The following is a 26,849-nucleotide window of genomic DNA, read 5'->3' on the forward strand; positions in this document are numbered from 1 at the left end:
TCTCGACGTTTTGATGGGTAAAGCGTAATATTATAACATTCAATCGGTTCTGCAAACGTAATCATAATGTCCACATTGGTAACTCTAAATAAGATATCCGTCACTTTTGGTAGTCGACGGGTACTAAATGATATTTCCCTTTCTCTGCGTCCGGGAAGAATACTCACCCTGCTTGGGCCTAATGGCGCGGGCAAATCAACACTGGTTCGCGTGGTGTTGGGTTTGATTGCCCCCACTAGCGGCACACTGGTACGAGAGCCGGGTTTACGGATCGGCTATGTCCCGCAAAAACTCCATCTGGATGCAACGTTACCGCTCACTGTCAGCCGCTTTATGCGCTTAAAACCCGGCGTTAAAAAAGCAGATATCCTGCCGGCCCTAAAACGGGTGCATGCCGCTCATTTATTAGATCAACCGATGCAGAAACTGTCCGGTGGTGAAAACCAGCGCGTGTTGTTAGCGCGGGCATTATTGAATCGGCCGCAGTTATTAGTGTTGGATGAGCCGACGCAAGGTGTTGATGTTAATGGGCAATTAGCGCTGTATGATTTGATTGAGCAACTGCGTCGAGAGCTGGGTTGTGCCGTCCTGATGGTTTCCCATGACTTGCATTTAGTGATGGCTAAAACTGATGAAGTATTGTGCCTCAATCAGCATATTTGCTGCTCCGGTGCACCAGAGGTGGTATCAACTCACCCTGAGTTTATTGCCATGTTTGGCAATCGTGGAGCCGAACAACTCGCAGTTTATCGTCATCACCATAACCATCGTCACGATTTACACGGAAAGATTATTTTGAAGAACAGCGGGAGTCGTGACGCATGATTGAATTATTGCTGCCCGGCTGGTTAGCGGGTGTATTATTGGCAACCGCGGCGGGGCCACTGGGTTCTTTTGTGGTCTGGCGTCGAATGTCCTATTTTGGCGATACTTTAGCTCACGCATCTTTGCTTGGGGTGGCATTCGGTTTACTGCTAAATGTAAATCCATTCTATGCCGTGATTGTGATGACTATGGTATTGGCGCTGATTTTGGTATGGCTAGAACGTCGCCCGCAATTGGCGGTCGATACCCTATTAGGAATCATGGCCCATAGCGCATTATCACTAGGTTTAGTGGTGGTCAGCCTGATGCACAATGTGCGGGTTGATTTAATGGCCTATCTGTTTGGCGATCTACTTTCCGTAACACTGAGTGATATCTGGCTGATTGCCGCTGGTGTGGTGGTGGTATTGGGGGTTTTGTGCTGGCAATGGCGCGCACTGTTATCAATGACCATTAGCCCAGAGTTAGCCCATGTCGACGGGGTGAATCTGGAACGGGTACGCATGCTATTGATGTTGGTGACCGCACTCACTATAGGGTTGTCGATGAAGTTTGTCGGCGCCCTGATTATCACTTCACTGCTGATTATCCCCGCAGCTGCTGCACGTCGCTTTGCTCGAACACCAGAACAAATGGCCGGAATTGCCATCGGTATTGGCATTATTGCCGTGACTGGCGGCTTAACATTCTCTGCGCTATATGACACGCCAGCGGGGCCTTCAGTGGTGCTTTGCTCTGCGGCAATGTTTGTTCTTAGCCTGTCACAAAAAGCACGCGGGTAATCACTTTCTCTTGGGGTTTATATTGATAAGCCCCAATTCCCCTCAAACCTTTTCCCCTGCTATTCTTAATTATACTTAGTTGGTCATCACTTTATTCTCTGCCGATAAGCATCAATTCTGTATTTTATATTTTAATTAGTGTGATCAACCACAAATACAATTGATAGGCAGTGTAATACCCTGCCATTCTCTCAAACTAATGAGCATTATAATGGTTATGCAGTTATTTCTGCATAGGCTTTGTACGCTCCCAATTTTCGCACAATGATTATTGCGCAGAGGCGACCTATCATGGATAGATCCACCCCCACTGGTTTACTTCAGCAACCTAAACCGTTCTTTATGATCTTTTTTGTCGAGTTGTGGGAAAGGTTCGGCTATTACGGTGTGCAGGGGATTCTTGCTGTTTTCTTCGTCAAGGAGTTAGGTTTCTCGCAGGAGCAAGCATTTGTGACTTTTGGCGCTTTTGCGGCATTGGTTTACGGCTTGATTTCAATTGGTGGATACGTTGGCGACCATCTATTAGGCACCAAACGCACGATGGTTTTAGGCGCAGTGGTGCTGGCTATCGGCTATTTCGCCACCGGCCTATCACTGTATCAACCCAACTTAATTTTCTTCGCACTAGGTACCATCGCCGTTGGTAACGGTTTATTTAAAGCCAACCCAGCAAGCTTACTGTCGAAATGTTATCCGCCTAAAGATCCACGTCTGGACGGGGCCTTTACGCTGTTTTATATGTCGATCAATATTGGCTCCTTACTGTCACTATCATTGGCACCCGTTATCGCTGAACGTTTTGGTTACACCATTACCTATTACTTATGTGGCATTGGTTTGATTTTTGCCCTGTTGGTCTACTTCTGTTGTCGCCATATGGTGCGCCATATTGGTTCAGAGCCCGATGCAAAACCCTTAAATTGGCGAAACCTCTTCCTGGTACTGGCTGGGACGGCGGTAATGATATGTGTCTGCGCCTGGTTGATGAACCATGTGATTATTGCCAATCTGGTGCTGATCGTGTTATCGCTAATTGTGGTGTTTATCTTCTTCAAAGAGGCATTGAAGCAGGACCAACTGGGCCGCAATAAAATGTTTGTGGCTTTTATTCTGATGATTGAAGCCATCGTGTTTTATGTTCTGTATGCACAGATGCCCACCTCATTAAACTTCTTCGCTATTAATAATGTTCATCATCAAATTCTTGGGTTCAATATCAACCCGGTCAGCTTCCAGGCATTAAACCCATTCTGGGTGGTGGTTGCCAGCCCAATTCTAGCTTCGATTTATACCCGTTTAGGCAGTAAAAACCGGGACTTATCCATGCCAGCAAAATTCACTCTAGGGATGTTTTTATGTTCACTGGGTTTTCTGACCGCAGCCGCAGCCGGGATGTGGTTTGCTGATGCACAAGGTCTGACATCCCCTTGGTTTATTGTTCTGGTTTACTTATTCCAGAGCCTAGGGGAATTGATGATCAGTGCGCTAGGTTTAGCTATGGTGGCTGCACTGGTGCCGCAATATCTGATGGGATTTATTCTGGGGATGTGGTTCCTGACACAAGCGGCATCATTCCTGATTGGTGGCTATGTCGCCACCTTTACTGCGACACCGGAGGGGGTAACTGATCCGCTGGAAACATTGCCTATCTACACTGATGTGTTTGGCAAAATAGGTATGGTTACACTGGTCATTGCGTTGGTTATGGCGCTGCTTATCCCATGGCTTAACCGAATGATTAACACCCCGGTAGTAGAGAAAACCGCCGCCTGAAGATAGTCATAAACAGGGCTGATACTGACTCAGCCCTGCATTAAAGAAAACTTACTCTTCGCGAGTGATACCGAAATGTTTATAGGCATGGTTGGTGGCAATACGCCCACGTGGTGTCCGCTGAATAAAGCCTTGCTGGATTAAGTATGGTTCCAGAACATCTTCAATGGTTTCACGCTCTTCGCCAATGGCGGCTGCCAGATTATCTAGCCCCACCGGGCCGCCCATAAACTTATCAATAACTGCTAGCAAGAGTTTGCGATCCATGAAATCGAAACCTTCGGCGTCGACATTCAGCATATCCAGAGCTTTCATTGCAACATCACCGTTAATTGCGCCATCTGCCCTGACTTCGGCAAAATCCCGCACGCGGCGCAGCAAACGGTTGGTGATACGTGGTGTACCCCTTGAGCGACGCGCTAATTGATGCGCCCCTTCGGCGGTTAATTCCAGCCCCAGACACTTGGCGCTGCGTGAAACGATATGTTCTAAATCAGCAACTTGATAAAACTCCAGCCGCTGGACAATACCGAATCGATCACGTAATGGCGAGGTCAGTGACCCTGCACGAGTCGTCGCGCCAATCAGAGTAAAAGGCGGCAAATCAAGTTTGATTGAGCGCGCAGCTGGCCCTTCACCAATCATGATATCCAACTGATAATCTTCCATCGCCGGATAGAGAATCTCCTCAACGACTGGCGATAAACGGTGGATTTCATCAATAAACAGCACATCGTGGGGTTCCAGATTGGTCAGCATGGCCGCTAAATCACCTGCTTTCTCCAACACCGGGCCAGAGGTTGTCCGTAGATTTACTCCCATCTCATTGGCGACGATATTCGCCAGTGTGGTTTTACCTAACCCCGGAGGGCCAAAGATCAACACATGGTCCAGTGCATCGCCACGCTGTTTAGCCGCCTGAATGAAGATTTCCATCTGCTCGCGGACATGAGGCTGCCCGACATACTCTGCCAACAGTTTCGGGCGAATAGCCCGGTCAATACTCTCTTCATCACTGATAACACCCGCAGATATCAGGCGGTCTGCTTCAATCATCCTTAACCCCTATTATTTCTATAACGCGGCGCGCAGGGCATCACGAATGAGGGTTTCACAATCTGCACCCGGTTTAGCTATTTTACTGACTAAACGGCTGGCTTCTTGTGGTTTATAACCTAAAGCCACCAGCGCAGAAACAGCTTCTGCTTCAATATCGGCATCGGAAGTTTGCGAAGCACTGGCGGGTAACTGAATATCGCCGGTATTGTTGAACAAATCACCATTGAGGCCTTTAAAGCGGTCTTTCATTTCGACCACTAACCGCTCAGCGGTCTTCTTGCCCACACCCGGTAACTTCACCAATGTAGTGATATCTTCTCGCTCAACCGCTGCGACAAACTGCTGCGCCGACATGCCAGAGAGAATGGCCAGCGCAAGTTTTGGCCCAACGCCATTAACTTTGATCAATTCACGAAACAGTGCCCGCTCCTGCTTGTCATTAAATCCGTACAGCAGTTGAGCATCTTCGCGCACCACAAACTGAGTGAAGATAATGGCTTCTTGCCCCAAATCTGGCAGCTCATAAAAGCAAGTCATCGGCAATTGGACTTCATAGCCAACACCGTTTGTTTCCAGCAGCACTAATGGCGGCTGTTTTTCCAGAATGATACCTCTGAGGCGCCCTATCACGTTGACTCTCTCCTCGATTACCCACATTAGGGTATGAACATAATGGCTGTTTATAGCATAAAAAAGGCTGGATGGATATCCAGCCTACAATAACAGTTAACCCGCTCGCATAAAATAGTGGCTAGCGAATTCTACCGCGAGCCAACGTCATCTGCTCATTACCCAGTCGCAGGGTATTTTGACTCAGATGGCAATGGGTAATAGCAATTGCCAATGCATCAGCAGCATCGGCTTGTGGGTTCGCCGGGAGTTTTAACAGCGAGCGCACCATGTGCTGGACTTGGCTTTTTTCCGCCGCCCCGGTTCCTACTACCGTCTGTTTAACCTGACGAGCGGCATATTCGGAGACGGGCAAATTCAGATTTACCGCCGCGACAATAGCTGCGCCACGCGCCTGCCCCAGCTTTAAAGCTGAGTCTGGGTTTTTCGCCATAAACACTTGTTCGATGGCAAAAAAGTCGGGTTGAAACTGAGTGATAATTTCAGTCACGCCTGCATAAATTAACTTCAGGCGAGTAGGCATATCGTCAACAACCGTGCGAATACAGCCGCTGCCCAGATAGGTTAGCTGACGACCTTGCTGGCGGATCACGCCATAACCGGTGACACGAGAACCGGGATCGATGCCTAATACGATCGCCATACCAGCTTATTTACCTTTTCACATCAAAAGCCCTGGCCACCAATGCGGCCAGAGAGGATTACAGATAGATTTAAAGAGTAGGGTGAGTCAGCGATGATTTACAGGGTTGCTGCAACTTCATCAGAGATTTCACCATTATGGTAAACCTCTTGCACATCATCAGAATCTTCTAACATATCAATCAAGCGCAGCAGTTTTGGTGCCGTTTCAGCATCCAGATCCGCTTTAGTTGATGGAATTAAGGAGACTTCAGCACCCTCAGCAACCAGACCCGCAGCATCCAGTGCATCTTTCACCGCACCCAGCGATTCCCAGGCAGTGAACACATCAATAGCGCCGTCATCATAGACCACGATATCATCCGCACCCGCTTCTAGCGCCGCATCCATCACCGCATCTTCTGCTAAACCTGGTGCATAGGAAATAACACCTTTTTTGGTGAATAGATAAGAAACCGAGCCATCAGTCCCCAGATTACCACCTGTTTTGGTGAATGCATGGCGGACTTCAGATACAGTACGGTTACGGTTATCACTCAAGCATTCGACCATGACCGCAGTACCGCCCGGGCCATAACCTTCGTAAATGATGGTTTCCATGTTGTTATCTTCGTCACCACCCACACCACGGGCAATCGCGCGGTTCAGGGTGTCGCGTGTCATGTTATTCGACAACGCTTTATCGATAGCAGCACGTAAACGTGGGTTGGCACCCGGATCACCACCACCCAGACGTGCGGCAGTTACCAATTCACGAATAATTTTAGTGAAAATCTTACCGCGTTTAGCATCCTGTGCCGCTTTGCGGTGCTTTGTGTTGGCCCATTTACTATGACCTGCCATAAATAAGTATCTCCAAAATAGCCTAATTATCCCCTTGGTACTTGAAGCCACCGCGGTGTTAGCTGCCCTCACTCACCCGAATCACTTGCTTATATACGTTCAGCGGGCTGGTTCGGTGGTCGCCTACCTGTAATTTCAATTACCTTGGGGATAGACGGGAATTAAATAACAAACTCTTCAATCGCTTGCTGATTACTCCAGGACTTGGTCGATGCTGCGGCCTCCACAGCATCTACCCACTGATAAGCAAGATGTTCAGTAATAACCACATCCCGCTCTTCAGGTAACGCCAGACAGAACCAATGTTCTTTATTCCGCGTCACACCCGGTGCATAGCGATGGCGAAAATGCATAAAAATTTCAAATTCCACGCAGCGTTGGCAGTCGATCAACTCAAGGTTTTCACCCAGTATATCAATGCCGACCTCTTCCATTACTTCGCGCTGCGCAGTTTGCAACGGGGTTTCTCCCTCTTCCAGACTGCCGGTCACCGACTGCCAGAAATCAGGGTCATCACGCCGTTGCAACATCAGCACCCGACCACTCGATCTGGCGTAGATAACTGCCAGTATTGATTCGGGGCATTTATAATTCATTACTTCTCGTCTTCCACGCTATCCGTCGCCCCTTTCTTCGCCACAACGCTGATAGACAGCTCTTGCAGTGAAGCAGGATTAGCAAAACTTGGCGCATCAGTCATCAGACAAGCCGCAGCAGTGGTTTTCGGGAAGGCAATGACATCACGAATGTTATCGGTGCCGGTCAGTAGCATCACCAGGCGGTCAAGGCCAAAAGCCAGACCGGCATGTGGTGGGGTACCGTATTTCAATGCGTCCAACAAGAAGCCAAACTTCTCACGTTGTTCATGTTCATTGATACCCAGAATACCAAACACCTGCTGTTGCATTTCAGTGCGGTGGATACGCACCGAACCGCCACCTACTTCATAGCCATTGATGACCATATCGTAAGCATTGGCGATAGCTGTGGTCGGTGCCGCAGCCAATTGTTCCGGGCTCATATCTTTAGGGGCAGTAAACGGATGGTGCATGGCGGTCAGACCACCTTCGCTGTCATCTTCAAACATTGGGAAGTCAACCACCCACAGCGGTGCCCATGTCCCCAACTGAGTCAGTTGCAGGTCGCGGCCCACTTTCAAGCGCAGTGCGCCCATGGCGTCAGTGACAACTTTGTCGCTATCTGCGCCAAAGAACAGGATATCGCCGCTTTCTGCCTGAGTACGAACCAGAATCGCTTCCAGCACTTCTGCACTGAGGAATTTCGCCACCGGGCTTTGTACACCTTCAACCCCCGCAGCACGGTCATTCACTTTCAGCCATGCCAAGCCTTTTGCACCATAGATGCTAACAAACTGAGTGTATTCATCAATTTGCTTACGAGTCACTTGAGCGCCGCCCGGAACACGCAGTGCCGCAACACGACCTTTCGCATCATTAGCTGGGCCAGAAAAGACTTTAAACTCAACATCTTTGACCAAGTCAGCGACATCCACCAACTCTAATGGGTTGCGCAGATCGGGCTTATCGGAACCATAGCGACGCATCGCTTCGGCAAAAGTCATTACCGGGAAATCGCCCAGTGAAACACCTTTGGTCTCTTGCCACAATTCACGCACCAGTTTCTCCATCACTTCACGCACTTGATCGGCGGTCATGAAAGAGGTTTCCACATCGATCTGAGTAAATTCAGGCTGACGGTCAGCACGTAAATCTTCATCACGGAAACATTTTACAATCTGATAATAGCGGTCAAAACCAGACATCATCAACAGCTGTTTGAACAGCTGTGGCGATTGTGGCAAGGCATAGAATTTGCCTTTATGTACCCGGCTTGGCACCAGATAGTCACGAGCACCTTCAGGAGTTGCTTTCGTCAGCATTGGGGTTTCGATATCAAGGAAACCATGGCTGTCCATAAAGCGACGTACGAAGCTGGTAATTTTAGCGCGGGTCTTCAGGCGGTCGGCCATTTCCGGGCGGCGCAGATCCAAATAGCGATACTTCAGACGCTGCTCTTCACTGTTAGTCTGGTTGGAGTCCAGCGGCAAAGGCTCGGAACGGTTGATAATATTCAGCGCGTGGGCAAAGATTTCTACTTCACCGGTAGGCATATCTTTATTGATTTGGTTGTCAGGACGCGCGCGCACAGTACCAGTAATCTGAATACAGAACTCATTACGCAGCTCAGAAGCTTGCTCATAAGCGGCTTTATGGTCCGGATCGAAGAACACCTGAACGATGCCTTCGCGATCGCGCATATCAATAAAAATCAGGCCACCCAAGTCACGACGGCGGTTAACCCAACCACAAAGAGTCACTTCTTGGCCCACATGGGACAGATTCAACTGCCCGCAATACTCAGTACGCATACAATATCCTTTTACTCAGCCGATGCCGCACGCGTTATCTACTGTCCGTGCGGCTGTTTTCTGATGAGCCCTTATTGAGCCTCAGCTACTACTGTCTGGTTTACTCTTATTATCTGGTTTGCTCTTACTGCCCGGCTTGAAATCTGTCGCGTACCAGCCGGTGCCTTTCAATTGAAAACCGGCCGCAGAGATAAATTTCGATAACGCGGGCTGATGACACGCAGGACATTGAGTCAGAGGCGCGTCGGAAAATTTTTGCAGTTTCTCTAATCGATGGTTGCAAGCGCTACACGCCCTATTTTATCCCAAAAGAAGTTATATATTGGCATAGGTATTGATAGATTAAAGAGTGTTGAAAAAAGGGGGCCATTATAAAGGAATTTCGTGGCATAGATAAGAGCGAACGCACAGCTGAGAGACAACAAAATCCCTTTCGGTGATGTTTTAACACATCATTTAACAAATTTGTTCCCTCGCAAGGACTGCCCGATAACATATGTTGGCATAAACTGGTCAGCAGATTGAGCCAGTCGTTTTGGCTCTCCCCCATGATATAGAGGCACAACCACATGAAACTTGATGCAAAAACCACCGCTCTGGTACTGATCGATTTGCAGCAGGGGATTTTACCTTTTGCCAAAGGCCCCTACACTGCCGAGCAGGTTATTGCCACCAATGCTCGCCTGGCTAATACCTTTCGCCAGTCGGGTGCCCCAGTCGTTTTCGTGCGTGTGGGGTGGTCCGATTCATTCGCTGATGCGCTAAAACAGCCGGTTGATCAGCCAAGCCCACCTCCTGCCGGTGGTTTGCCGGAGTCATGGTGGACTTTCCCTGAAGAGTTGGCGGTGACCGATGGCGATATTAAAGTCATAAAACATCAGTGGGGAGCCTTCTACGGCACAGATTTAGATTTACAGCTGCGCCGCCGAGGGATTAAAACCATCGTATTGGCCGGAGTTTCCACCAATATTGGTGTCGAATCCACCGCCCGGGCAGCCTGGGAGCTGGGCTATGAGTTAGTCATTGCCGAAGATGGTTGCAGCACCGCAAGTGCCGAAATGCAGCAGTTTGCGGTTAACAATATCTTCCCGCGGATATCCCGCGTGCGCAGCAGCAGCGAAATTGTTGCAGCCCTTACCGAGTAACGATAAATTCTGTCGAGAGAATATCGCTAACTCGTTCTGTAGCAGCAAATATAATAAATTTACCCAAAATATTGGGTGTTACAGCCAGGCGGCAAGTGAATAAGTCCCGATGAGCTGACACCGGTCAGTGATTCGGGCGCGTGAATGCAGCCAACAACCCTGTAGCAGCAAATATAAGAAATTTACCCAAAGTATTTGGTGTTACAGCTAGGCGGCAAGTGAATAAGTCCCGATGAGCTGACATCGGTCAGTGATTCGGGCGCGTGAATGCAGCCAACAACGCTGTAGCAGCAAATAAGAAGGGTAAACATGTATATAGGACTGCCGCAATGGCAACACCCAACCTGGAACCGCTTGGGTATCAAGGATTTGGCCGATTACAGCCGTTATTTTAATTGCGTCGAAGGGAACACCACTTTCTATGCATTACCCCGGCTAGAAATTGTGCAGCGCTGGCGTGATATGACGCCCGATAGCTTCCGCTTCTGTTTTAAGTTCCCCGCCACTATTAGCCACCAAGCGGCCCTACGCAACTGCGATCAAGAACTGGGCGCTTTCTATCAATGCTTAGCACCGCTGCACCAGCGTATTGGCCAATTATGGATACAACTCCCCGCCGCTTTCGGGCCGAATGAACTACACCGCTTATGGCAATTTATCGACAAATTACCCGCAGATTTTCATTACGGCGTAGAAGTGCGCCATCCGGAGTTTTTCGCTAAGGGGGCAGCAGAACTGGCTCTCAATCAGGGTTTACACCAACGAGCCGTCAATCGCGTGATGTTGGACAGCCGCCCGATTCATGCGGCTAAACCGCTCACCGCCGCAGTGCGTGATGCGCAAAGTAAGAAACCGCGCCTGCCAGTGCATGCCATCGTCACTGGTGGCCAGCCTTTGGTGCGCTTTATTGGTGGCGATCAACTGGATGATAATTTAGCTCTATTTTCACCTTGGTTACAAAAACTGCCACAGTGGGAACAGCAATATCAGCCTTATGTTTTCATTCACACACCAGATAACAGTGACTCGCCACAGCAGGCACAAAAGATTTGGCAACAATTAGCCGCAATAATAACGACCTTACCTCCTGCACCTGACTGGCCAGAACAAGACCAACTGTTTTAAGGATATTGGCGTCTTTTTCGCCCTAACCCAGGGCTTTGGTCGCCTAACGCCACAATGTATCCGCAAGCTTATCTTTCCAAACATGAAACTGACTATTAAGAATTGTGCTTCTGTCCACTTTTTCTAGCGACAGTTTCTCGGTAGGCGGTTATCATTATTCAGCCAGTCGATGGTTGGGCAATGGAGTTAAAAATGGTTAGCTCGCTTTATGTCGTGTTGGGCGCACTGTTACTGATCAAGCTTTCATTTGATGTTGTTAAATTGAGAAATCAGTACCGAGTCGCTTATGGCGACGGTGGTTTTTATGAATTACAAACCGCCATCCGCGTGCATGGTAACGCCGTAGAATATATCCCGATTGCTGTCATTTTACTCATCATGATGGAAATGAACGGCGGTGAGACATGGATGGTCCATATTTGTGGATTAATGCTGATAGTCGGTCGTCTACTGCACTATTATGGTTTACGTCATCGCGAAATTCGTTGGCGTCGTTCTGGGATGAGCGCCACTTATGTTTCTTTAGTATTGATGATTATCGCAAATATTTACTATTTACCTTGGGATCAGATTTTCAGTCTGACCTAATAATGACTATTTTGTCGGTTCCGCAGCCAAACAGCCGGAACCTTGCTACTCTGGGCGGCTTATCACCGCCTTCATGTCTGCCTTTACCTATCTGATCCCCAACCTTCGCTTTATCGCGCTTATCTGCGGAGTTTTCTGTTATAATATGCGCCTTTAATTTCTTGTTAATGCCAATGACAGTCATGCCAAATCGCGACACTCAATCTCAAAACGACGCGCAGCACCATCAGTCTGGGGCAACAGAGCCACAGCGTGATAGCCTGTTTGCTGCCCCTATTGCCAAATTAGGTGACTGGACCTTCGACGAAAAAGTCGCTGAAGTATTCCCTGATATGATTCAGCGATCGGTGCCCGGTTATTCCAATATCATTTCGATGATAGGTATGTTGGCGGAGCGTTTTGTGCAACCCAATAGTCAAATTTATGATCTGGGCTGCTCGCTGGGCGCGGCCACACTGTCAATGCGCCGTAATATCAAAGCTGCGGGCTGTAAAATTATTGCCGTGGATAATTCACCGGCCATGGTTGAACGCTGCCGCCGTCATATAGATGCTTTTCGGGCAGAAACACCGGTGGAAGTGGTGGAGTCGGATATTCTCGACATCAAGCTGGAAAACGCCTCAATGGTGGTGCTTAACTTCACACTGCAATTCCTTGAACCGGCTGACCGTCAGCGCTTGCTTAATCAGGTATACCAAGGGCTGCGCCCAGGTGGCGCCTTAGTGCTGTCTGAGAAGTTTAACTTTGAAGATAACGATATTGGTGAACTACTGTTCAACATGCACCTCGATTTTAAGCGGGCTAACGGTTATAGCGAACTTGAGATTAGCCAGAAGCGCAGCATGCTAGAAAATGTGATGCTGACCGATTCCGTTGAGACTCATAAGCAGCGCCTGCATCAGGCCGGTTTTGAACATGCTGAAGTGTGGTTCCAATGCTTTAATTTTGGTTCGCTGATTGCCCTGAAATCGGGAGAGGCTCAATGATTGAATTTGGCGATTTTTACCGGCTGATAGCCAAAGGCCCATTAAGCCCGTGGCTAGATACCCTGCCCGCTCAACTCAGTGCCTGGCAGCGCGAATCATTACACGGTAAGTTTAAAACCTGGTTTAACGCAGTCGAACATTTACCGGCACTCACCCCCACGTCATTGGATTTGCGCGAAGGCGTGCGGGCAGAAATGTCCCCGCCGATTTCTGCTGGCCAGCGTGAAGGGATGGAAAATATGTTGCGCGCCCTGATGCCGTGGCGCAAAGGCCCATTTTCATTGTATGGGTTGGATATTGATACCGAATGGCGCTCCGACTGGAAATGGCAGCGAGTCTTGCCACACATTAGCCCATTGGCAGGGCGTACAATTTTGGATGTCGGTTGCGGTAGCGGTTATCATTTATGGCGCATGATTGGCGAAGGTGCTCATCTGGCGGTTGGCATCGACCCAATGCAGCTGTTTTTATGTCAGTTTGAAGCCATTCGCAAACTGTTGGGCGGTGACCAGCGCGCTCACGTGCTGCCGCTGGGTATTGAACAACTGCCTGAATTAGCCGCCTTTGATACCGTGTTTTCAATGGGTGTGCTGTATCACCGCCGTTCGCCGCTAGATCACCTCTATCAACTGAAAAATCAGTTGGTCAGCGAAGGGGAACTGGTGCTTGAGACTCTCGTGGTTGAGGGGGATAGCCAGCAGGTCTTGGTGCCCGGCGACCGTTACGCACAGATGCGTAATGTGTACTTTATTCCATCAGCACCGGCGTTGAAAGCCTGGCTTGAGAAATGCGGTTTTGTCGATGTGAGAATCGCCGATATGGCGGTGACCACCACTGATGAACAGCGCCGCACTGATTGGATGACCAGCGAGTCATTGGCAGAATTCCTTGATCCGAATGACCCAAGCAAAACCGTTGAAGGCTATCCGGCCCCACTCAGAGCGGTATTAATCGCGCGGAAACCATAAAAAACCCGGCCTAAGTGCCGGGCTTTTTATAAGCTGATATCCGTCAGTGACTCGGGTAAACCAATGCCACTAACAACGCTGTAGCGCCAAAGTCGCAAATCAAGACCCAAAGTCATTGGTGTTACAGCTAGGCAGCAAAATGAGTAAGTCCCGATGATCTGACATCAGTCAGTGACTCGGGTGAACGAATGCCGCTAACAACGCTGTAGCGCCAAGGCCGCAAGGTCTATGCTGACTGCGGTAAAGGCGCGCCCATCACCAACAAACTCTTCATTGCTTCAACCACTTCACCATCGACGCAATAATGAGCGAACTCATCAACATCACTGTCGGCGCACATGGTGACACCGGCTTTACGGTATTTCATGGCTGAGGGAACAAGACGCCCGGCTGAACTGTGTAGCTCGCGGATACCGGCATCGATAAATTTCTGCATATTGGTCAGGCGCACCCCCGCTCCAGCCATAATCACTGGCCCCTGATCTTTGGTTGCAGCCACTAAATCTTTCAATAATGCCAGCCCCAGCTCCGCATTCTGCTGCTGGCCAGAGGTTAAAATCCGCGCCACGTTAAGGTCGGCTAATTGCTGTAGCGCCACCATAGGGTTCTGGCACATATCAAATGCGCGATGGAATGTGACCGCCAATGGGCCACTGATCTTCATGATTTCCCGCATCCGCGGCATATCAATGTGACCATCAATATCCAGCAACCCCACTACAACACCCGCAAAGCCCATATCGCGAATTCGGGCGATATCATTCTTAATGATGGCAAAATCATTATTGCTATAACAGAAATCACCGCCACGAGGACGGACGATCGGGTGGACAGGGATAGTGACCGTCTCTCTGGCTTGCATTAAAGCGCCGATACTCGGCGTCAAGCCCCCTTCAGACTGGCCGCAGCATAATTCAATCCGGTCGGCTCCTGCCTTTTCTGCTACTTGCGCGCAATCTACGCTATAGCAACAAATTTCCAATGTAGTCATTCTCTCCCCCGTTTGATGGATGCCACTGCGACAGGCATATATCCATATTATTTCTGAACATATAAATAGGTATTCAACAATTACACCGTTGAATAAATAAAGTGCTGAATATAACGTTCACGCTAAAACAGAATGTAAGTAAACATGCTGAAGCATTTACTATGGCACTCATTTTGAATCCATGAGTAGATGTCAGTCACAGTGATAACCATAAGTGATAGTCGGTATTGAAATAAATAACCCATAGACGTTAGTCATTGCGTTCGCTATCCACTATTTGCCACAGAGTGTAAGGGTGAAACTTAATGGTTATCTCGCCATCACTCACCGCCAGTGTCGGGTTAGCCAAGCGCTCATGTTCACCTTGTGGTGAGCTAAATTTGGTATGAATCCCTTCTGGCAATGTGGCAGGTAATAAGGCCAGAGCACGTTGGTGCAAGGTTTGCGGATCACCGGACAACACCAGCTCAATGTGCTCCCACCCTTCATGAGGATAATGCGTCTTCCCCGGATACGGCAATTCGATACAGTCTATTTGCCATGGCCCGACAGCCAGTGGTTGCGCCAACTTGAACAGGCAAATGGGTCGCCCATTAATTTGCGACTCGGACATCAAATTACCACATTGCTCTAATCCACTGCGCCAGCGTTGCGCAGTCTCCGTCTGATGGCAGCGCAACGAAATATGGTCAGCACTGAATTGCGTTAAATCCAGCGTTAATTTAGCCGCGAAAATAGCCAGCTTTTGTTCAAAGCACGGTAAGTCAGTTAATAACTCCTGTAATTCGACGATATTTTTCAGGCCGTGCATCTTATTTTCCTTTTAAACTGTTATTTCCGGCATCGAAGCGGCCATAATCTACAGTTATTAGCGCTAATCAGCCATATTTAATCTGACTGTTTTATGACTTTACATTATTCATGGCTAATAAAATTGTCTGCGGCATTTCAGTCAAAATAGGCACCTCAAATAGATTAGCCGCAACCGTAGGCCTGATGCTGACGTCGGGGGTCAAATATGGTATAAATCCTGCCATCTTGTGACTAACGTTGTGTCAGACCATCACGCCGCTGGTCATTCTTTTGTGGTGTCATGTTTTGGCTCCGTTTGAATTAACTGGCACACAGATGCTCTTGTGTGTCTTTTGTGCGTAATTAAGGTAACCCGGTGAATATTCAGGCTCTTCTCTCAGATAAAGTCAGCCAGGCGCTGATTGCAGCAGGTGCTCCAGCAGGCAGCGAAGCTCAAGTTCGCCAATCTGCCAAAGCGCAATTTGGCGATTATCAAGCTAACGGCGTTATGGCCGTTGCCAAAAAACTGGGTATGCAACCCCGACAACTGGCAGAAAAAGTCATTGAACTGCTCGATCTTGACGGCATTGCCAGCAAAGTTGAAATTGCCGGTCCCGGTTTTATCAATATTTTCCTTGATCGCCAATGGGTTGCCAGTAAGGTAGAGCATGCGCTGACTGCGCCCAAATTGGGGGTTGCGCCAGTTGAGCCACAAACTATCGTGGTCGACTACTCGGCACCTAACGTAGCGAAACAGATGCATGTGGGCCACCTGCGCTCAACTATCATCGGTGATGCGGCGGTACGAACTTTAGAGTTCTTAGGCCACCATGTTATTCGCGCTAACCACGTCGGTGACTGGGGTACTCAGTTCGGTATGCTGATTGCCTATCTGGAAAAAATGCAGAATGAAAACGCCAGCGATATGGGCTTATCCGATCTGGAGCTTTTCTATCAGCAGGCCAAGAAAACCTATGATGAAGATGAAGAGTTTGCCCAGCGCGCCCGTGCCTATGTGGTGAAACTGCAAGGTGGCGACGAGTATTGCCGTCAGATGTGGCGCAAATTGGTGGATATCACCATGGCACAAAATCAGATTGCTTATGATCGTCTGAATGTCACCTTGACCAAAGATGATGTGATGGGTGAAAGCTTATATAACGCCATGTTGCCCGGCATTGTTGCTGACTTGAAAGCTAAAGGTCTGGCGGTGGAAAGTGATGGCGCAACCGTCGTGTATCTGGATGAGTATAAAAATAAAGATGGCGAGCCAATGGGCGTCATTATCCAGAAGAAAGATGGCGGCTACCTCTACACTACCACTGACATTGCTTGTGCCAAATATCGCTATGAGACTCTGGGTGCCGACCGTGTGCTGTACTATATCGACACCCGTCAGCATCAGCATCTGATGCAAGCTTGGACTATCGTGCGTAAAGCCGGTTATGTCCCTGAATCCGTGCCACTAGAGCACCATATGTTCGGCATGATGTTAGGTAAAGATGGCAAGCCATTTAAAACCCGCTCCGGTGGTACCGTCAAACTGTCCGATTTGCTGGATGAAGCCATCGAGCGTGCTGGCAAGCTAATTGCTGAGAAAAACCCTGACATGCCTGCGGACGAGCTGAAGCAGGTGGTTGAAGCTGTCGGTATCGGTGCGGTGAAGTATGCCGATCTGTCAAAAAGCCGCACCACCGACTATATCTTCGACTGGGATAACATGCTGGCGCTGGATGGTAACACCGCACCTTATATGCAATATGCTTATACTCGCGTGGTTTCCATATTTAAGCGTGCTGGAGTCGATGAAAACAGCCTGACACTGCCATTGGTCATTACAGAAGACCGTGAAGCTGCACTGGCAACCCGCCTGTTGCAGTTTGAAGAAGTTATCACCACCGTGGCCCGTGAAGGCACACCACACGTGATGTGTTCTTATCTGTATGACTTGGCCGGTCTGTTCTCAAGCTTCTATGAACACTGCCAAATCCTGAATGCAGAAACTGAAGAAAGCCGCCAGAGCCGCCTGAAACTGGCCATGCTGACAGCCAAAACCTTGAAACAAGGGTTGGATACCTTAGGCATTCAGACCGTTGAACGCATGTAGTTTTTATCGCTAGTCATTACTAAAAAAAGGCCCCGAGGGGCCTTTTTTATTACTGTAAAATCAGTTGGTTCTGCGCGCAAAGTCACGCAGTTTAAACCCAAGTAAGGCCAGCGCCCCAAAATAAGCAATAACCCCCGCCACCACGATAGCAGCCAGCCGGAGTAAACGATATGCCATACCGCCAATATCCCACGCTGGCATCACCCACAGCAATGCCAGTAACACCGCAGACATCACGATAACACCAATAACCAATTTGGTTAGGAACACCGCCCAGCCTGGTTGTGGCTGGAAGATATCTTGCTTACGCAATTGCCAATATAACAAGCTGGCATTCAGGCAAGCTCCTAAGCCAATCGACAGTGATAAACCGGCATGTTTAAGCGGCCCAATGAAAATCAGGTTCATCACCTGAGTTAATATCAGGGTGATAATGGCAATCTTGACCGGCGTTTTAATGTTCTGGCGCGAGTAGAAGCCCGGAGCCAGCACTTTTACCACGATCAGCCCCATTAAACCGACGGAATAAGCCACCAGCGCACGTTGCGTCATAACCGCATCAAAAGCGCTGAATTTCCCATACTGGAATAACGAAACAACCAGCGGCTTGGCTAGAATGCCTAAGGCGACCGCACTGGGTAATGCCAGCAAGAAGCACAGGCGCAGCCCCCAATCCATCAGTTTGGAGTATTCATCATGGTTACCGCTAGAGAAGCTTTTGGCCAGCGAGGGCAACAGAATTGTCCCCAAAGCCACCCCCAGCACACCCGATGGGAACTCCATTAGGCGGTCAGCGTAATACATCCATGACACTGAACCTGAGACTAGGAATGATGCAAAAATAGTATTTATGATCAGCGAAATTTGGCTAACGGATACCCCGAGTATCGCGGGCCCCATTTGGCGCATCACACGCCAAACTCCGGCATCGCGCAATGACAACCTTGGCAATACCAACATCCCTATTTTTTTCAGATGAGGTAACTGGTAGCCCAATTGCAGGACACCACCGACCACCACAGCCCAAGCCAGTGCCATCACCGGAGGATTAAAATAAGGGGCAGCAAATAGCGCAAAACCTATCATGCTGATATTCAGAAAGGTGGGCGCAAAAGCTGGGATGGAAAAACGGTTCCAGGTATTAAGAATCGCACCGACTAATGATGCTAATGAAATCAGCAAAATATATGGGAAAGTTACCCGCAAAAGTGCAGAAGTTAGCGCAAACTTATCCGGTGTATCGGTAAAACCGGGGGCAGTAATAAAAATAACCCACGGGGCTGCCAACATCCCTAACACCGTGACCACCGCCAAAATCAAGGTCAACAGACCAGAGACGTACGCCACAAATGTTCGTGTGGCTTCCTCACCCTGTTGGCTTTTATATTCGGCCAAGATAGGCACAAAAGCCTGTGAAAACGCCCCTTCAGCAAAGATACGACGCAACAAATTGGGCAATTTAAATGCCACAAAAAAAGCATCCGTTGCCATACCCGCACCAAAAACCCGTGCCACAATCGCATCACGAGCAAAGCCTAATACGCGGGAAAACATGGTCATAGAACTGACAGCAGCCAGTGATTTCAATAGGTTCATAGATTTTTCTAATAGACTTGGATGACAAAACTGGCGCTAGTCTACGTAATCAACACTGAATAGCCACTGATAGATGTAACAAATTAATGGCCCGTTATTATTTACGCCCATATTGCTATTGCTGCAAAATACGCTCAATCATCCGCTGTGCATAAATAGCCTGCTCACCAGAGACTTGTGGCGCGGTTTGGTTACTCACTGCGGTAATAAAGTGATGAACTGCGCCACTAAACCCGCGCTGTTCCAGTGTGGTTTGCCAGCCCGGTGTTGGCAGACTGATCACCTGCCCTTCAGACTCCTGTTGCCACTGGCGCATATCGGTAATTTGATAACAGGCTCCGGGACTGACGGCCTGTACACTTTCCCGCTGGGTGCCAGCATGTCGATGCATACTGGTGGTAATTAAGCAGTTACCCGCCTGAAAAAGATGCTCCGCATAGAGCATTTGCCCCTGCTCATTTGCTTGCACCGAGCCGGTCATCAAGGTTGCCGACTCGCCACCTAGCCACAGTGCAGTGTCAACCACATGCAGATAGTCATCAAGCAGCGTAAAACGAACATCATGTGGCCCAATACCATTCTGACGATGTTTCTCCATCCGCAGGGAGGCCGGCTGATTCATCTTTTGCTTAAGCTGCTGATACAATGGCGCAAAACGACGATTAAACCCCACCATCAGGGCCAAACGCTGCTTCGCCGCCAGGGCAATCAGTTGCTCGGACTGTTCGATTGTCTCGGCGAGCGGTTTATCGACATAAACATGAATACCAGCCTGCAATAACTCACTCACCACCTGAAAATGGCTGGCGGTGCTGCTGTGGACAAAAATGGCATCACAATCCGCCGCTAAGCTATCCAACCGCGAAAAATAGCGCATTCGATAGCTGTCACACACCGGTTGTGCTTTAGCCTGATTCGGGGAGAATGCCCCCACTAACTGCCAATCCAGCTCTTGCGTCAAGAGGGGCAAATAGGCTTTTTGCGCAATCCCACCAAGGCCGACAATGCCAACCCGCAGTTTTTTGCCAATAGAGGGCTTTTTCATAGCATCCTTATTAATCATCCAGTTGCAACAGCACTTCATCCAGACGTCGTGTTAGTGCAATCACCTGCTGCTCAAGTTGAGCCACGCGAGCTTCAAGGGCGCTGCTGCCCCCTTCGACACCTTCTTCCACTGACAACGTAGGCGCAATATCACCACTGAATAGATGCATAAAGCGGCTTTCACGTTTCCCCGGCTCACGAGCCAGACGCACCACAAATGGCCCATCTTCGCGTAAGGACAACTGAGTCAGAACCTCTTCAGTTTCAGCCACATCAGCAAACTCATACATACGATTGGTTCGGGTACGTAATTCACCCGGCGTCTGGGCGCCACGCAGTAATAACGTGGTGATCACCGCCAGTTCAGCGGGTGAAAATTTAAGATTACCAAACTCAGAATTACAAAAACGATGTTCGTATTTCATTACCCGGTTACCACTTTGGGTACGGATAAGATGCTTTTTCAGTAGGAAATCCAGCGTCTGTTGCACTTCTGACTCAGACAACTCCATCACCGGCTCGCGGTTAGTTTTCTGATTACAGGCAATAGTTACGCCGTTAAGCGACATCGGATATTGCTCCGGCGTCGTCACTTGTTTTTCCAGCAAACAGCCAATAACTCTGGCTTCCAGTGCATTTAAACTGTGTTTCATCCTGACCTCAGCGAGTTGGCGTCCATTCTTTGTTAGTCAAAGCCGTCAGCACGTGATCGCGCCATTGACCATCAATGAGTAAATAATCTTTCGCGTAACCTTCGCGCTCAAACCCAAGGCGCTCAAGTAAACTGCCACTGCGATGATTATGCGGCATATAGTTAGCCATAATACGGTGCATCCGCTCTTGGCGTTGCATATAACGAATCAGCGGTTGCAGTGCTTCAAACATTAAGCCCTGGCCTTGCCAGCGTTCACCTAATGAATAGCCCAGGAAGCAGGCGTGGAATGAGCCGCGCAATACATTGCTGAAATTCGCTACGCCACGCACTTCTTTTTCTTCTGGATCTAACAAAATAAAGTAGTAGGCGCTGCCCTGCTTTTGCAGCTCCATGATCATGCCCAGCCGCGCTTGCCAACCTGAAGGCATGCAGTGACTTTGATCGCGCACCGGTTCCCACGGTTTTAGAAAAGCCTGATTCTCAGCGTAATACTCCGCCATGCGGTAAGCATCACGTTCATTAACCAGCCGCAGTGACATACGGTCAGTCGTCAGGCGTATTTTAGGTGTTGCTGAATGATAGCCGAACATCTGCTCCCCTTGAGATATGCGCCGGACTTGATTTCGCGACACGCTTTTTCTTCAATATACCTGCTACGTCGTTGCCGCGTAAAACCACACTTGCGCGCTTTCCATACATCAATACAACAAAATTACGCAACAAAAGGGCTTAAATTGCATTTTATTATGAAATTGCTGGTGAGGTAACGTATTGACGATAAAAAAATATTATCAATCTACCCTCTAGAGTTCCCGACAATTTGGGTACAAACTATAAGCGTAATTTCCATTCCCTCCCTTTTTAATTTCTGACGGTGAAGCATGGCCTTGGTATCGCAAGCTCGCAGCTTGGGTAAGTACTTTTTATTGCTCGATAACTTATTAGTGGTGTTGGGTTTCTTCGTTGTCTTCCCACTCATATCTATCCGATTTGTCGATCAATTAGGGTGGGCTGCGGTGCTGGTGGGTCTAGCCTTGGGCTTAAGGCAACTGGTCCAGCAAGGGTTGGGGATTTTCGGCGGCGCGATTGCGGACCGTTTCGGTGCTAAACCGATGATAGTCACTGGCATGCTGATGCGTGCGGCGGGCTTTGCACTCATGGCAATGGCAGATGAACCCTGGATACTGTGGTTGGCTTGCGCACTATCTGGCTTAGGTGGCACCTTATTTGACCCACCGCGTACCGCGTTGGTGATTAAACTTACTCGCCCTCATGAGCGTGGCCGTTTTTACTCCATACTAATGATGCAAGACAGCGCCGGTGCGGTGATTGGCGCACTGATCGGCAGTTGGCTGTTGCAATATGACTTCCATTTTGTCTGTTGGACCGGTGCGGTTATCTTCATCTTGGCGGCAGGATGGAATCTCTGGTTGCTGCCCGCCTATCGCATCTCAACAGTGCGAGCGCCAATGAAAGAGGGCATGATGCGGGTGTTGCGTGATCGCCGCTTTGTCACCTATGTGCTAACACTGACCGGTTATTACATGCTATCGGTGCAGGTGATGTTGATGTTACCTATCATAGTAAATGAAATTGCCGGTTCACCTGCGGCAGTGAAATGGATGTATGCCATAGAAGCCGCACTTTCGCTAACCCTGCTCTATCCGATTGCTCGTTGGAGCGAAAAACGTTTTCGTCTTGAACAGCGTTTGATGTTCGGGTTGTTGATCATGACATTAAGCTTGTTCCCTATTGGCCTGATTAACCAGCTACAAACCCTGTTTATGTTTATTTGCTTCTTCTATATGGGTTCTATTATTGCCGAGCCAGCACGCGAAACTCTGGGTGCTTCACTGGCTGACTCCCGTGCTCGCGGCAGCTATATGGGCTTTAGCCGTCTTGGGCTGGCGTTGGGTGGTGCGATTGGCTATACCGGCGGCGGGTGGATGTATGATACCGGCCGAACCCTTGAAATGCCGGAGTTACCTTGGTTCCTGCTCGGCGTGATTGGCTTAATCACCTTGGTCGGGCTTTACTGGCAATTCAATCAGCGCCGCATTGAGTCGGCGATGCTGAGCGGAAGTTAGTCGGTTACTCGCCGGAGCCGTTTTGTCTCCGGCTCTTTTCCTCTCATTTCTATGTTCTCTGATTCAGGGTTATCTGATTGGCAATGACCCAATACTGCCGCACTATCGCCCTCCATCCCAAACCGTCATTGAACAAACAGGGTTAATAATACAAAACAGCTGATTAACCGGTTACTATTGGGCAAATTCTTTTTGTTTGATGTGATGAGTACATATTGCTACGAGGCTTTAATGAATAAATTAATGTGGGGCGCAGCGGCGCTGATAGTGACGGCAACACTGGTTGGCTGCAACCAACTGACGCAGTACACCCTGAGCGAGCAGGAAGTTAATGACTATCTGCAAAAGCATAATAATTACGAAAAACAGATTGGTATTCCGGGTCTGGTGGATGCTCATATTACCCTGACCCAATTGCAGAGCCAGATTGGCCGCGCCGAACCCGGTAAAGTGACATTAACCGGCAATGCTAAAGTGGATATCACCTCGATCCTTGGCCCGCAAACTGCTGATATGACACTGACCTTAAAAGCACAGCCAACATTTGATCGTAAAAAAGGCGCTATTTTCCTCAAAGATATGGAACTGACTGATTATCAGGTCAAACCGGAAAAGATGGATTCAGTGATGAAAGCGCTGACACCTTATTTAAATCAGTCGTTGAAGTCGTATTTTGATCAACAACCGGCCTATGTGTTAGACGGTGAGAAGAGTAAAGCGGAAGCAATGGCGAAAAAGCTGGCGAAAGGTTTAGAAGTTAAGCCGGGGCAATTAGTCATCCCACTGACTGACTAATCCTACCCCCAGCTTATTATGAGCAGATTAACTCTGGAGGAGCTCGAAATCATTCCTCCGGGTTATCTGCCTCAGACAACTCATCCCACATCGCCTGCAATGCTTCGCGGCTTAACTGTGCCAACGTGCGATAGAATCCGCTGGTGGCATGAGCTTCAACTTTACCCAGAAAACGGCCGCACCATGGCAGTAAATAGTCGCTAAACAGCGCAGTTTGTGCCGCAACTTCATCTTCAGCCGCTTGATCTTCCAGCCAGGATGCCGCCAGTAATAGCCCGCCAAAATGGTCAGTTGGCCCGTCACCCAGCGGCATACCGCGCTGTTGCAGGAAGGCTCTGACCTCAGATTCAGGGCGAGCATCCTCGTAATCAGAGCCATAAGGCGAAACGCTGCGCTCGTCACCCACGAACAGCGCGTTATAATCGGCACTCAACACTTCAGGTTGATACTCTTGCTGTAAGCGAGCCAGTAATTCACTTTGCTCCAGCGGCCAATGCTGTTCTAACTTCCCCTGGCTTATCAATGCAAACAGAGGTTCCAACAGCGGGTCTTGTGGCTGGCGATAAAACAGTGACCCGAGGATGCGGCACACCAGAGAAAAATCATTCATTTACATCTTCCTGTTTCTATCTATTTTAAAATCACATTTGTGACAACGTCACTATTTAACCTATAACTCAGCCAACTCAGGGATAGCAGGACGACCACGCTGCTCAAGGTAATCCAGTAAGCGACGTGGGCTGACATTCAGAATCCGCTCTGGTGGGAAATCCACTTCGGCAATAATACGTTCGCAGTGCTCAAAAATCCCCAATGAATAAGCGATATGGGAGTCAGAACCCAGCGCCAACCAGCCACCAGCATCTCGCACCGCGGCAGCGATGGCACGGCAATTAGCTTCACTGCCCTTACGTGAATGTGCGAAAGATGAGTTATTCAATTCCAAAGCTACATCGTAGTGAGCCGCGGCTTCAGCAACAGCTTTAATATCAATGGGATACTTAGGATTTCCGGGGTGACTGATGATATGCACATTGCCCTGCGCCATAGTAGCAATCATAGCTTGGGTATTGGCAGCCTTATCTTGGGGCGGGAACACCGGCTCATGGAAACCGGCAATCAGCAGATCGACAGCATCAAGCATAGGTCCAGTGCAATCAATGTCGCCGTCCAGATTTTTAATATTCGCTTCGATGCCGCGCAAGATCCCAACACCGTCAACCAGCCGTGGCCATACCCGCATATTCATGAAATGCCAATAATGGGGAGCATCGGCCATGTCCGGGCCGTGGTCAGTAATGGCAAACAGTTTGATATTTTTCAGCTTAGCTTCGGCGATATAATCGTGCAGGGTACTATAAGCATGGGTGCTGGCGATGGTATGCATATGTAAATCAACAGGATACATGACTACTCCACAAAGTCTTTTAAGGCGAGATAGATTTTTTGCAGGCAAAGCATAGTCCGCTAATGATAGCAGGAATTCTTCTCATCAACAGTGCTAAAAACCTCACCTGCCAATCACCCCAGTGAACTCAGGAGCGCCACGAATCAGTATCCTCGTGCCACATCAACCAAACCGACCGGTTCCCTGCCCGCTTCAATAGCATGAATGTTGGCTACCACTTGATCCATTGCGGCTTCGGGTAAGGTTACCGCGGCAATGTGTGGCGTAATGGTAATCCGCGGATGGCTCCAGAAGGGGTGCATTGACGGCAAAGGTTCTTCAGCAAACACATCTAATGTCGCCGCCGCTATTTTACCCGCACTCATGGCTGCCAATAAGTCCCGCTCTAACAGATGTGCCCCACGGGCAATATTGATGATATAGGCATTGGCATTCAGTTGTGAAAAGAGTGACTGATTAAGGATCCCGGCAGTTTCTGGGGTATTCGGTAGCAGGTTAATCAACAATTGTGTCCCTTGAATGAACGCGGGCAACTTTTCTTTACCGGCAAAACTGACCACACCATCAATATTTTTTGGTGTCCGGCTCCAACAACGTACTGTAAAGCCGAACTCAGCCAGCTTGTGGGCAACACTTTTACCTAATACCCCCGCGCCAAGAATACCCACGGTAAATCGGTCGTGCTGATGAGGTTCCAAGGGCTGCCACTGTTTCTGTTGTTGTTGCAGTTGATACTCGTCCATTCGGCGGAAATAGCGCAATACACTGGCAACGACATATTCCTGCATTTGCAAAGACATCCCGGTATCTTCCAGCCGAATTAATGGCACTCCGGCAGGTAATGTTCCCGGATAACGCCGCTCTTGATCCAAGATAGCATCCACACCGGCACCCAGAGCAAAAACCCCTTTTAACTCAACACGTTTTGCCAGCATTTCTTGTGGTGGCTGCCAAACCAGTGCGTAATCCGCCGGTTGTGTATCACCACGTCGCCATTGCCTGATTTTCGCGGTAGGTAAACGGGATTGCAGCCCTGATAACCACGGTTTTGCTTCAACAAACGGGTGATAAAAAATAATATTCATTATTTGCCAGCTCCTTGCGAAAGTGCCTGTTAGATTTCCGCGATTATCGTTGAGATGCAAGTGCTACTCGCAAGAAATGCCGATGAAATCAGCAAACTGCTGCAACTTTAGCTAAACAGCAGCAAAGCACACACAAGAGGGTTGACGCTGGGCACACTTTTGCCTACATTACGCCGGTCGACGACGGATAACGTGGTTGATAGCAGTAACACGGTGAGGTGTCTGAGTGGCTGAAGGAGCACGCCTGGAAAGTGTGTATACGCGTAAGCGTATCGAGGGTTCGAACCCCTCCCTCACCGCCATATTAAAGCAGTTAATAAGCGGCAATCGATGACAAACTTGGTGTTTTCCCTCAAGGCGGTTAATCAGATTGCCGTTTTTTTTCATTTTTTCTTCCCCTACACATTGGGCTATCTCATAACGTCCTTGGCTATTCCATGTAAATGCCACTCTGCATAAGCAGCAAGTCGCCTCATCGATTATGAACAATCTCTGTTATTAATTGATTGCGCTAGCGGCTCAAATTACATGCTA

Annotated in this window: 26 protein-coding genes, 1 tRNA gene and 1 pseudogene; 12 read left to right on the forward strand and 16 right to left on the reverse strand. The window is 48.9% G+C overall.

Annotated elements, in window-relative coordinates; all coding sequences use genetic code 11:
• Window positions 1–66: 66 nt before the first annotated feature.
• The 3 genes from znuC to dtpB all read left to right on the forward strand — a co-directional run bounded on the left by znuC (window position 67) and on the right by dtpB (window position 3,380).
• Window positions 67–825, forward strand: coding sequence for a zinc ABC transporter ATP-binding protein ZnuC (znuC, locus tag FTA96_RS03960; RefSeq protein WP_049556201.1), 759 nt, complete (start codon window positions 67–69; stop codon window positions 823–825).
• The gene (gene znuB, locus FTA96_RS03965) at window positions 822–1,607 is read left to right on the forward strand and encodes a zinc ABC transporter permease subunit ZnuB (protein WP_050122152.1); all 786 of its coding nucleotides are present in this window, start codon (window positions 822–824) and stop codon (window positions 1,605–1,607) included. Before znuC ends, znuB begins: the two co-directional genes overlap by 4 nt.
• Window positions 1,608–1,898: 291 nt before the next feature.
• A complete protein-coding gene (gene dtpB / locus FTA96_RS03970) occupies window positions 1,899–3,380 on the forward strand; it encodes a dipeptide/tripeptide permease DtpB (RefSeq protein WP_050107251.1) in 1,482 nt (493 codons plus the stop codon).
• 51 nt (window positions 3,381–3,431) lie between these two features.
• On the opposite strand, the gene ruvB is transcribed toward dtpB, so the two are convergent.
• The 7 genes and pseudogenes from ruvB to FTA96_RS04005 all read right to left on the reverse strand — a co-directional run.
• Entirely contained in the window at window positions 3,432–4,436 is a 1,005-nt protein-coding gene (gene ruvB / locus FTA96_RS03975) for a Holliday junction branch migration DNA helicase RuvB (RefSeq protein WP_004708521.1), read from the reverse strand.
• 18 nt (window positions 4,437–4,454) lie between these two features.
• Complete coding sequence (gene ruvA / locus FTA96_RS03980; RefSeq protein WP_050107252.1) at window positions 4,455–5,069, reverse strand: Holliday junction branch migration protein RuvA; 615 nt, start codon at window positions 5,067–5,069, stop codon at window positions 4,455–4,457.
• Window positions 5,070–5,190: 121 nt separating this feature from the next.
• Window positions 5,191–5,712: a crossover junction endodeoxyribonuclease RuvC gene (gene ruvC / locus FTA96_RS03985; RefSeq protein WP_004708525.1), complete on the reverse strand. Its 522-nt coding sequence runs from the start codon at window positions 5,710–5,712 to the stop codon at window positions 5,191–5,193.
• A 98-nt stretch (window positions 5,713–5,810) separates the two neighbouring features.
• Complete coding sequence (locus FTA96_RS03990) at window positions 5,811–6,554, reverse strand: YebC/PmpR family DNA-binding transcriptional regulator (RefSeq protein WP_050107253.1); 744 nt, start codon at window positions 6,552–6,554, stop codon at window positions 5,811–5,813.
• A 161-nt stretch (window positions 6,555–6,715) separates the two neighbouring features.
• A complete protein-coding gene (gene nudB / locus FTA96_RS03995) occupies window positions 6,716–7,150 on the reverse strand; it encodes a dihydroneopterin triphosphate diphosphatase (protein ID WP_050122150.1) in 435 nt (144 codons plus the stop codon).
• Entirely contained in the window at window positions 7,150–8,943 is a 1,794-nt protein-coding gene (aspS, locus tag FTA96_RS04000; RefSeq protein WP_050107255.1) for an aspartate--tRNA ligase, read from the reverse strand. The genes nudB and aspS overlap by 1 nt, the downstream gene beginning before the upstream one ends.
• An 81-nt stretch (window positions 8,944–9,024) precedes the next feature.
• A pseudogene (locus tag FTA96_RS04005) lies at window positions 9,025–9,225 on the reverse strand (FmdB family zinc ribbon protein); the annotation flags it as partial.
• A 287-nt stretch (window positions 9,226–9,512) separates the two neighbouring features.
• On the opposite strand from FTA96_RS04005, the gene FTA96_RS04010 reads away from it, so the two are divergent.
• The 5 genes from FTA96_RS04010 to cmoB all read left to right on the forward strand — a co-directional run bounded on the left by FTA96_RS04010 (window position 9,513) and on the right by cmoB (window position 13,755).
• Window positions 9,513–10,088 (forward strand): hydrolase, encoded by a 576-nt coding sequence (locus FTA96_RS04010; protein WP_050146452.1) that lies wholly within the window; start codon window positions 9,513–9,515, stop codon window positions 10,086–10,088.
• A 309-nt stretch (window positions 10,089–10,397) separates the two neighbouring features.
• Window positions 10,398–11,213 (forward strand): DUF72 domain-containing protein, encoded by an 816-nt coding sequence (locus FTA96_RS04015; protein ID WP_050133977.1) that lies wholly within the window; start codon window positions 10,398–10,400, stop codon window positions 11,211–11,213.
• 192 nt (window positions 11,214–11,405) lie between these two features.
• Window positions 11,406–11,801 (forward strand): MAPEG family protein, encoded by a 396-nt coding sequence (locus FTA96_RS04020; protein ID WP_050107258.1) that lies wholly within the window; start codon window positions 11,406–11,408, stop codon window positions 11,799–11,801.
• Between the two features lie 182 nt (window positions 11,802–11,983).
• Complete coding sequence (gene cmoA, locus FTA96_RS04025; protein ID WP_050122146.1) at window positions 11,984–12,787, forward strand: carboxy-S-adenosyl-L-methionine synthase CmoA; 804 nt, start codon at window positions 11,984–11,986, stop codon at window positions 12,785–12,787.
• Window positions 12,784–13,755, forward strand: coding sequence for a tRNA 5-methoxyuridine(34)/uridine 5-oxyacetic acid(34) synthase CmoB (gene cmoB / locus FTA96_RS04030; protein WP_050107260.1), 972 nt, complete (start codon window positions 12,784–12,786; stop codon window positions 13,753–13,755). The genes cmoA and cmoB overlap by 4 nt, the downstream gene beginning before the upstream one ends.
• Before the next feature lie 226 nt (window positions 13,756–13,981).
• Here cmoB and cutC read toward each other — a convergent pair whose 3' ends face one another.
• Both cutC and FTA96_RS04040 read right to left on the reverse strand, forming a co-directional pair.
• On the reverse strand, window positions 13,982–14,746 hold the full coding sequence (gene cutC / locus FTA96_RS04035) for a copper homeostasis protein CutC (RefSeq protein WP_050133968.1): 765 nt from the start codon (window positions 14,744–14,746) through the stop codon (window positions 13,982–13,984).
• A 250-nt stretch (window positions 14,747–14,996) separates the two neighbouring features.
• On the reverse strand, window positions 14,997–15,557 hold the full coding sequence (locus FTA96_RS04040; protein ID WP_145573210.1) for a VOC family protein: 561 nt from the start codon (window positions 15,555–15,557) through the stop codon (window positions 14,997–14,999).
• 357 nt (window positions 15,558–15,914) lie between these two features.
• Here FTA96_RS04040 and argS point away from each other — a divergent pair, with 357 nt between their 5' ends.
• The gene (argS, locus tag FTA96_RS04045; protein WP_050107263.1) at window positions 15,915–17,645 is read left to right on the forward strand and encodes an arginine--tRNA ligase; all 1,731 of its coding nucleotides are present in this window, start codon (window positions 15,915–15,917) and stop codon (window positions 17,643–17,645) included.
• A gap of 60 nt (window positions 17,646–17,705) precedes the next feature.
• On the opposite strand, the gene murJ is transcribed toward argS, so the two are convergent.
• The 4 genes from murJ to rimJ form a co-directional block, all read right to left on the reverse strand.
• Entirely contained in the window at window positions 17,706–19,241 is a 1,536-nt protein-coding gene (gene murJ, locus FTA96_RS04050; RefSeq protein ID WP_050122141.1) for a murein biosynthesis integral membrane protein MurJ, read from the reverse strand.
• Between the two features lie 115 nt (window positions 19,242–19,356).
• Window positions 19,357–20,304, reverse strand: a complete 948-nt coding sequence (locus FTA96_RS04055) for a Gfo/Idh/MocA family protein (protein WP_145573212.1) — start codon at window positions 20,302–20,304, stop codon at window positions 19,357–19,359.
• Entirely contained in the window at window positions 20,297–20,938 is a 642-nt protein-coding gene (locus FTA96_RS04060; protein WP_145573214.1) for a YceH family protein, read from the reverse strand. The genes FTA96_RS04055 and FTA96_RS04060 overlap by 8 nt, the downstream gene beginning before the upstream one ends.
• A 7-nt stretch (window positions 20,939–20,945) precedes the next feature.
• Window positions 20,946–21,530, reverse strand: a complete 585-nt coding sequence (rimJ, locus tag FTA96_RS04065) for a ribosomal protein S5-alanine N-acetyltransferase (protein WP_050318255.1) — start codon at window positions 21,528–21,530, stop codon at window positions 20,946–20,948.
• A 291-nt stretch (window positions 21,531–21,821) separates the two neighbouring features.
• Here rimJ and mdtH point away from each other — a divergent pair, with 291 nt between their 5' ends.
• Together mdtH and FTA96_RS04075 are read left to right on the forward strand one after the other, a co-directional pair.
• A complete protein-coding gene (gene mdtH / locus FTA96_RS04070; RefSeq protein ID WP_050122137.1) occupies window positions 21,822–23,027 on the forward strand; it encodes a multidrug efflux MFS transporter MdtH in 1,206 nt (401 codons plus the stop codon).
• Between the two features lie 231 nt (window positions 23,028–23,258).
• Window positions 23,259–23,822 (forward strand): lipoprotein, encoded by a 564-nt coding sequence (locus FTA96_RS04075; RefSeq protein WP_145573216.1) that lies wholly within the window; start codon window positions 23,259–23,261, stop codon window positions 23,820–23,822.
• A gap of 49 nt (window positions 23,823–23,871) precedes the next feature.
• Here FTA96_RS04075 and FTA96_RS04080 read toward each other — a convergent pair whose 3' ends face one another.
• From FTA96_RS04080 to ghrA, 3 genes are all read right to left on the reverse strand, one after another.
• On the reverse strand, window positions 23,872–24,432 hold the full coding sequence (locus FTA96_RS04080; protein WP_050122136.1) for a TorD/DmsD family molecular chaperone: 561 nt from the start codon (window positions 24,430–24,432) through the stop codon (window positions 23,872–23,874).
• A 60-nt stretch (window positions 24,433–24,492) separates the two neighbouring features.
• Entirely contained in the window at window positions 24,493–25,230 is a 738-nt protein-coding gene (locus FTA96_RS04085; RefSeq protein ID WP_050107270.1) for a phosphatase, read from the reverse strand.
• Between the two features lie 143 nt (window positions 25,231–25,373).
• Window positions 25,374–26,315 carry a glyoxylate/hydroxypyruvate reductase GhrA gene (gene ghrA / locus FTA96_RS04090; RefSeq protein WP_050318258.1) on the reverse strand — a complete coding sequence of 314 codons (942 nt, stop codon included), beginning with the start codon at window positions 26,313–26,315 and terminating at the stop codon, window positions 25,374–25,376.
• Window positions 26,316–26,527: 212 nt separating this feature from the next.
• On the opposite strand from ghrA, the gene FTA96_RS04095 reads away from it, so the two are divergent.
• Window positions 26,528–26,617: transfer RNA gene (locus tag FTA96_RS04095), tRNA-Ser, on the forward strand.
• Window positions 26,618–26,849 lie beyond the last annotated feature (232 nt).

Origin of the sequence: Yersinia alsatica (assembly GCF_902170305.1) — a bacterium.
Taxonomy (GTDB): Bacteria; Pseudomonadota; Gammaproteobacteria; order Enterobacterales; family Enterobacteriaceae; genus Yersinia; species Yersinia alsatica.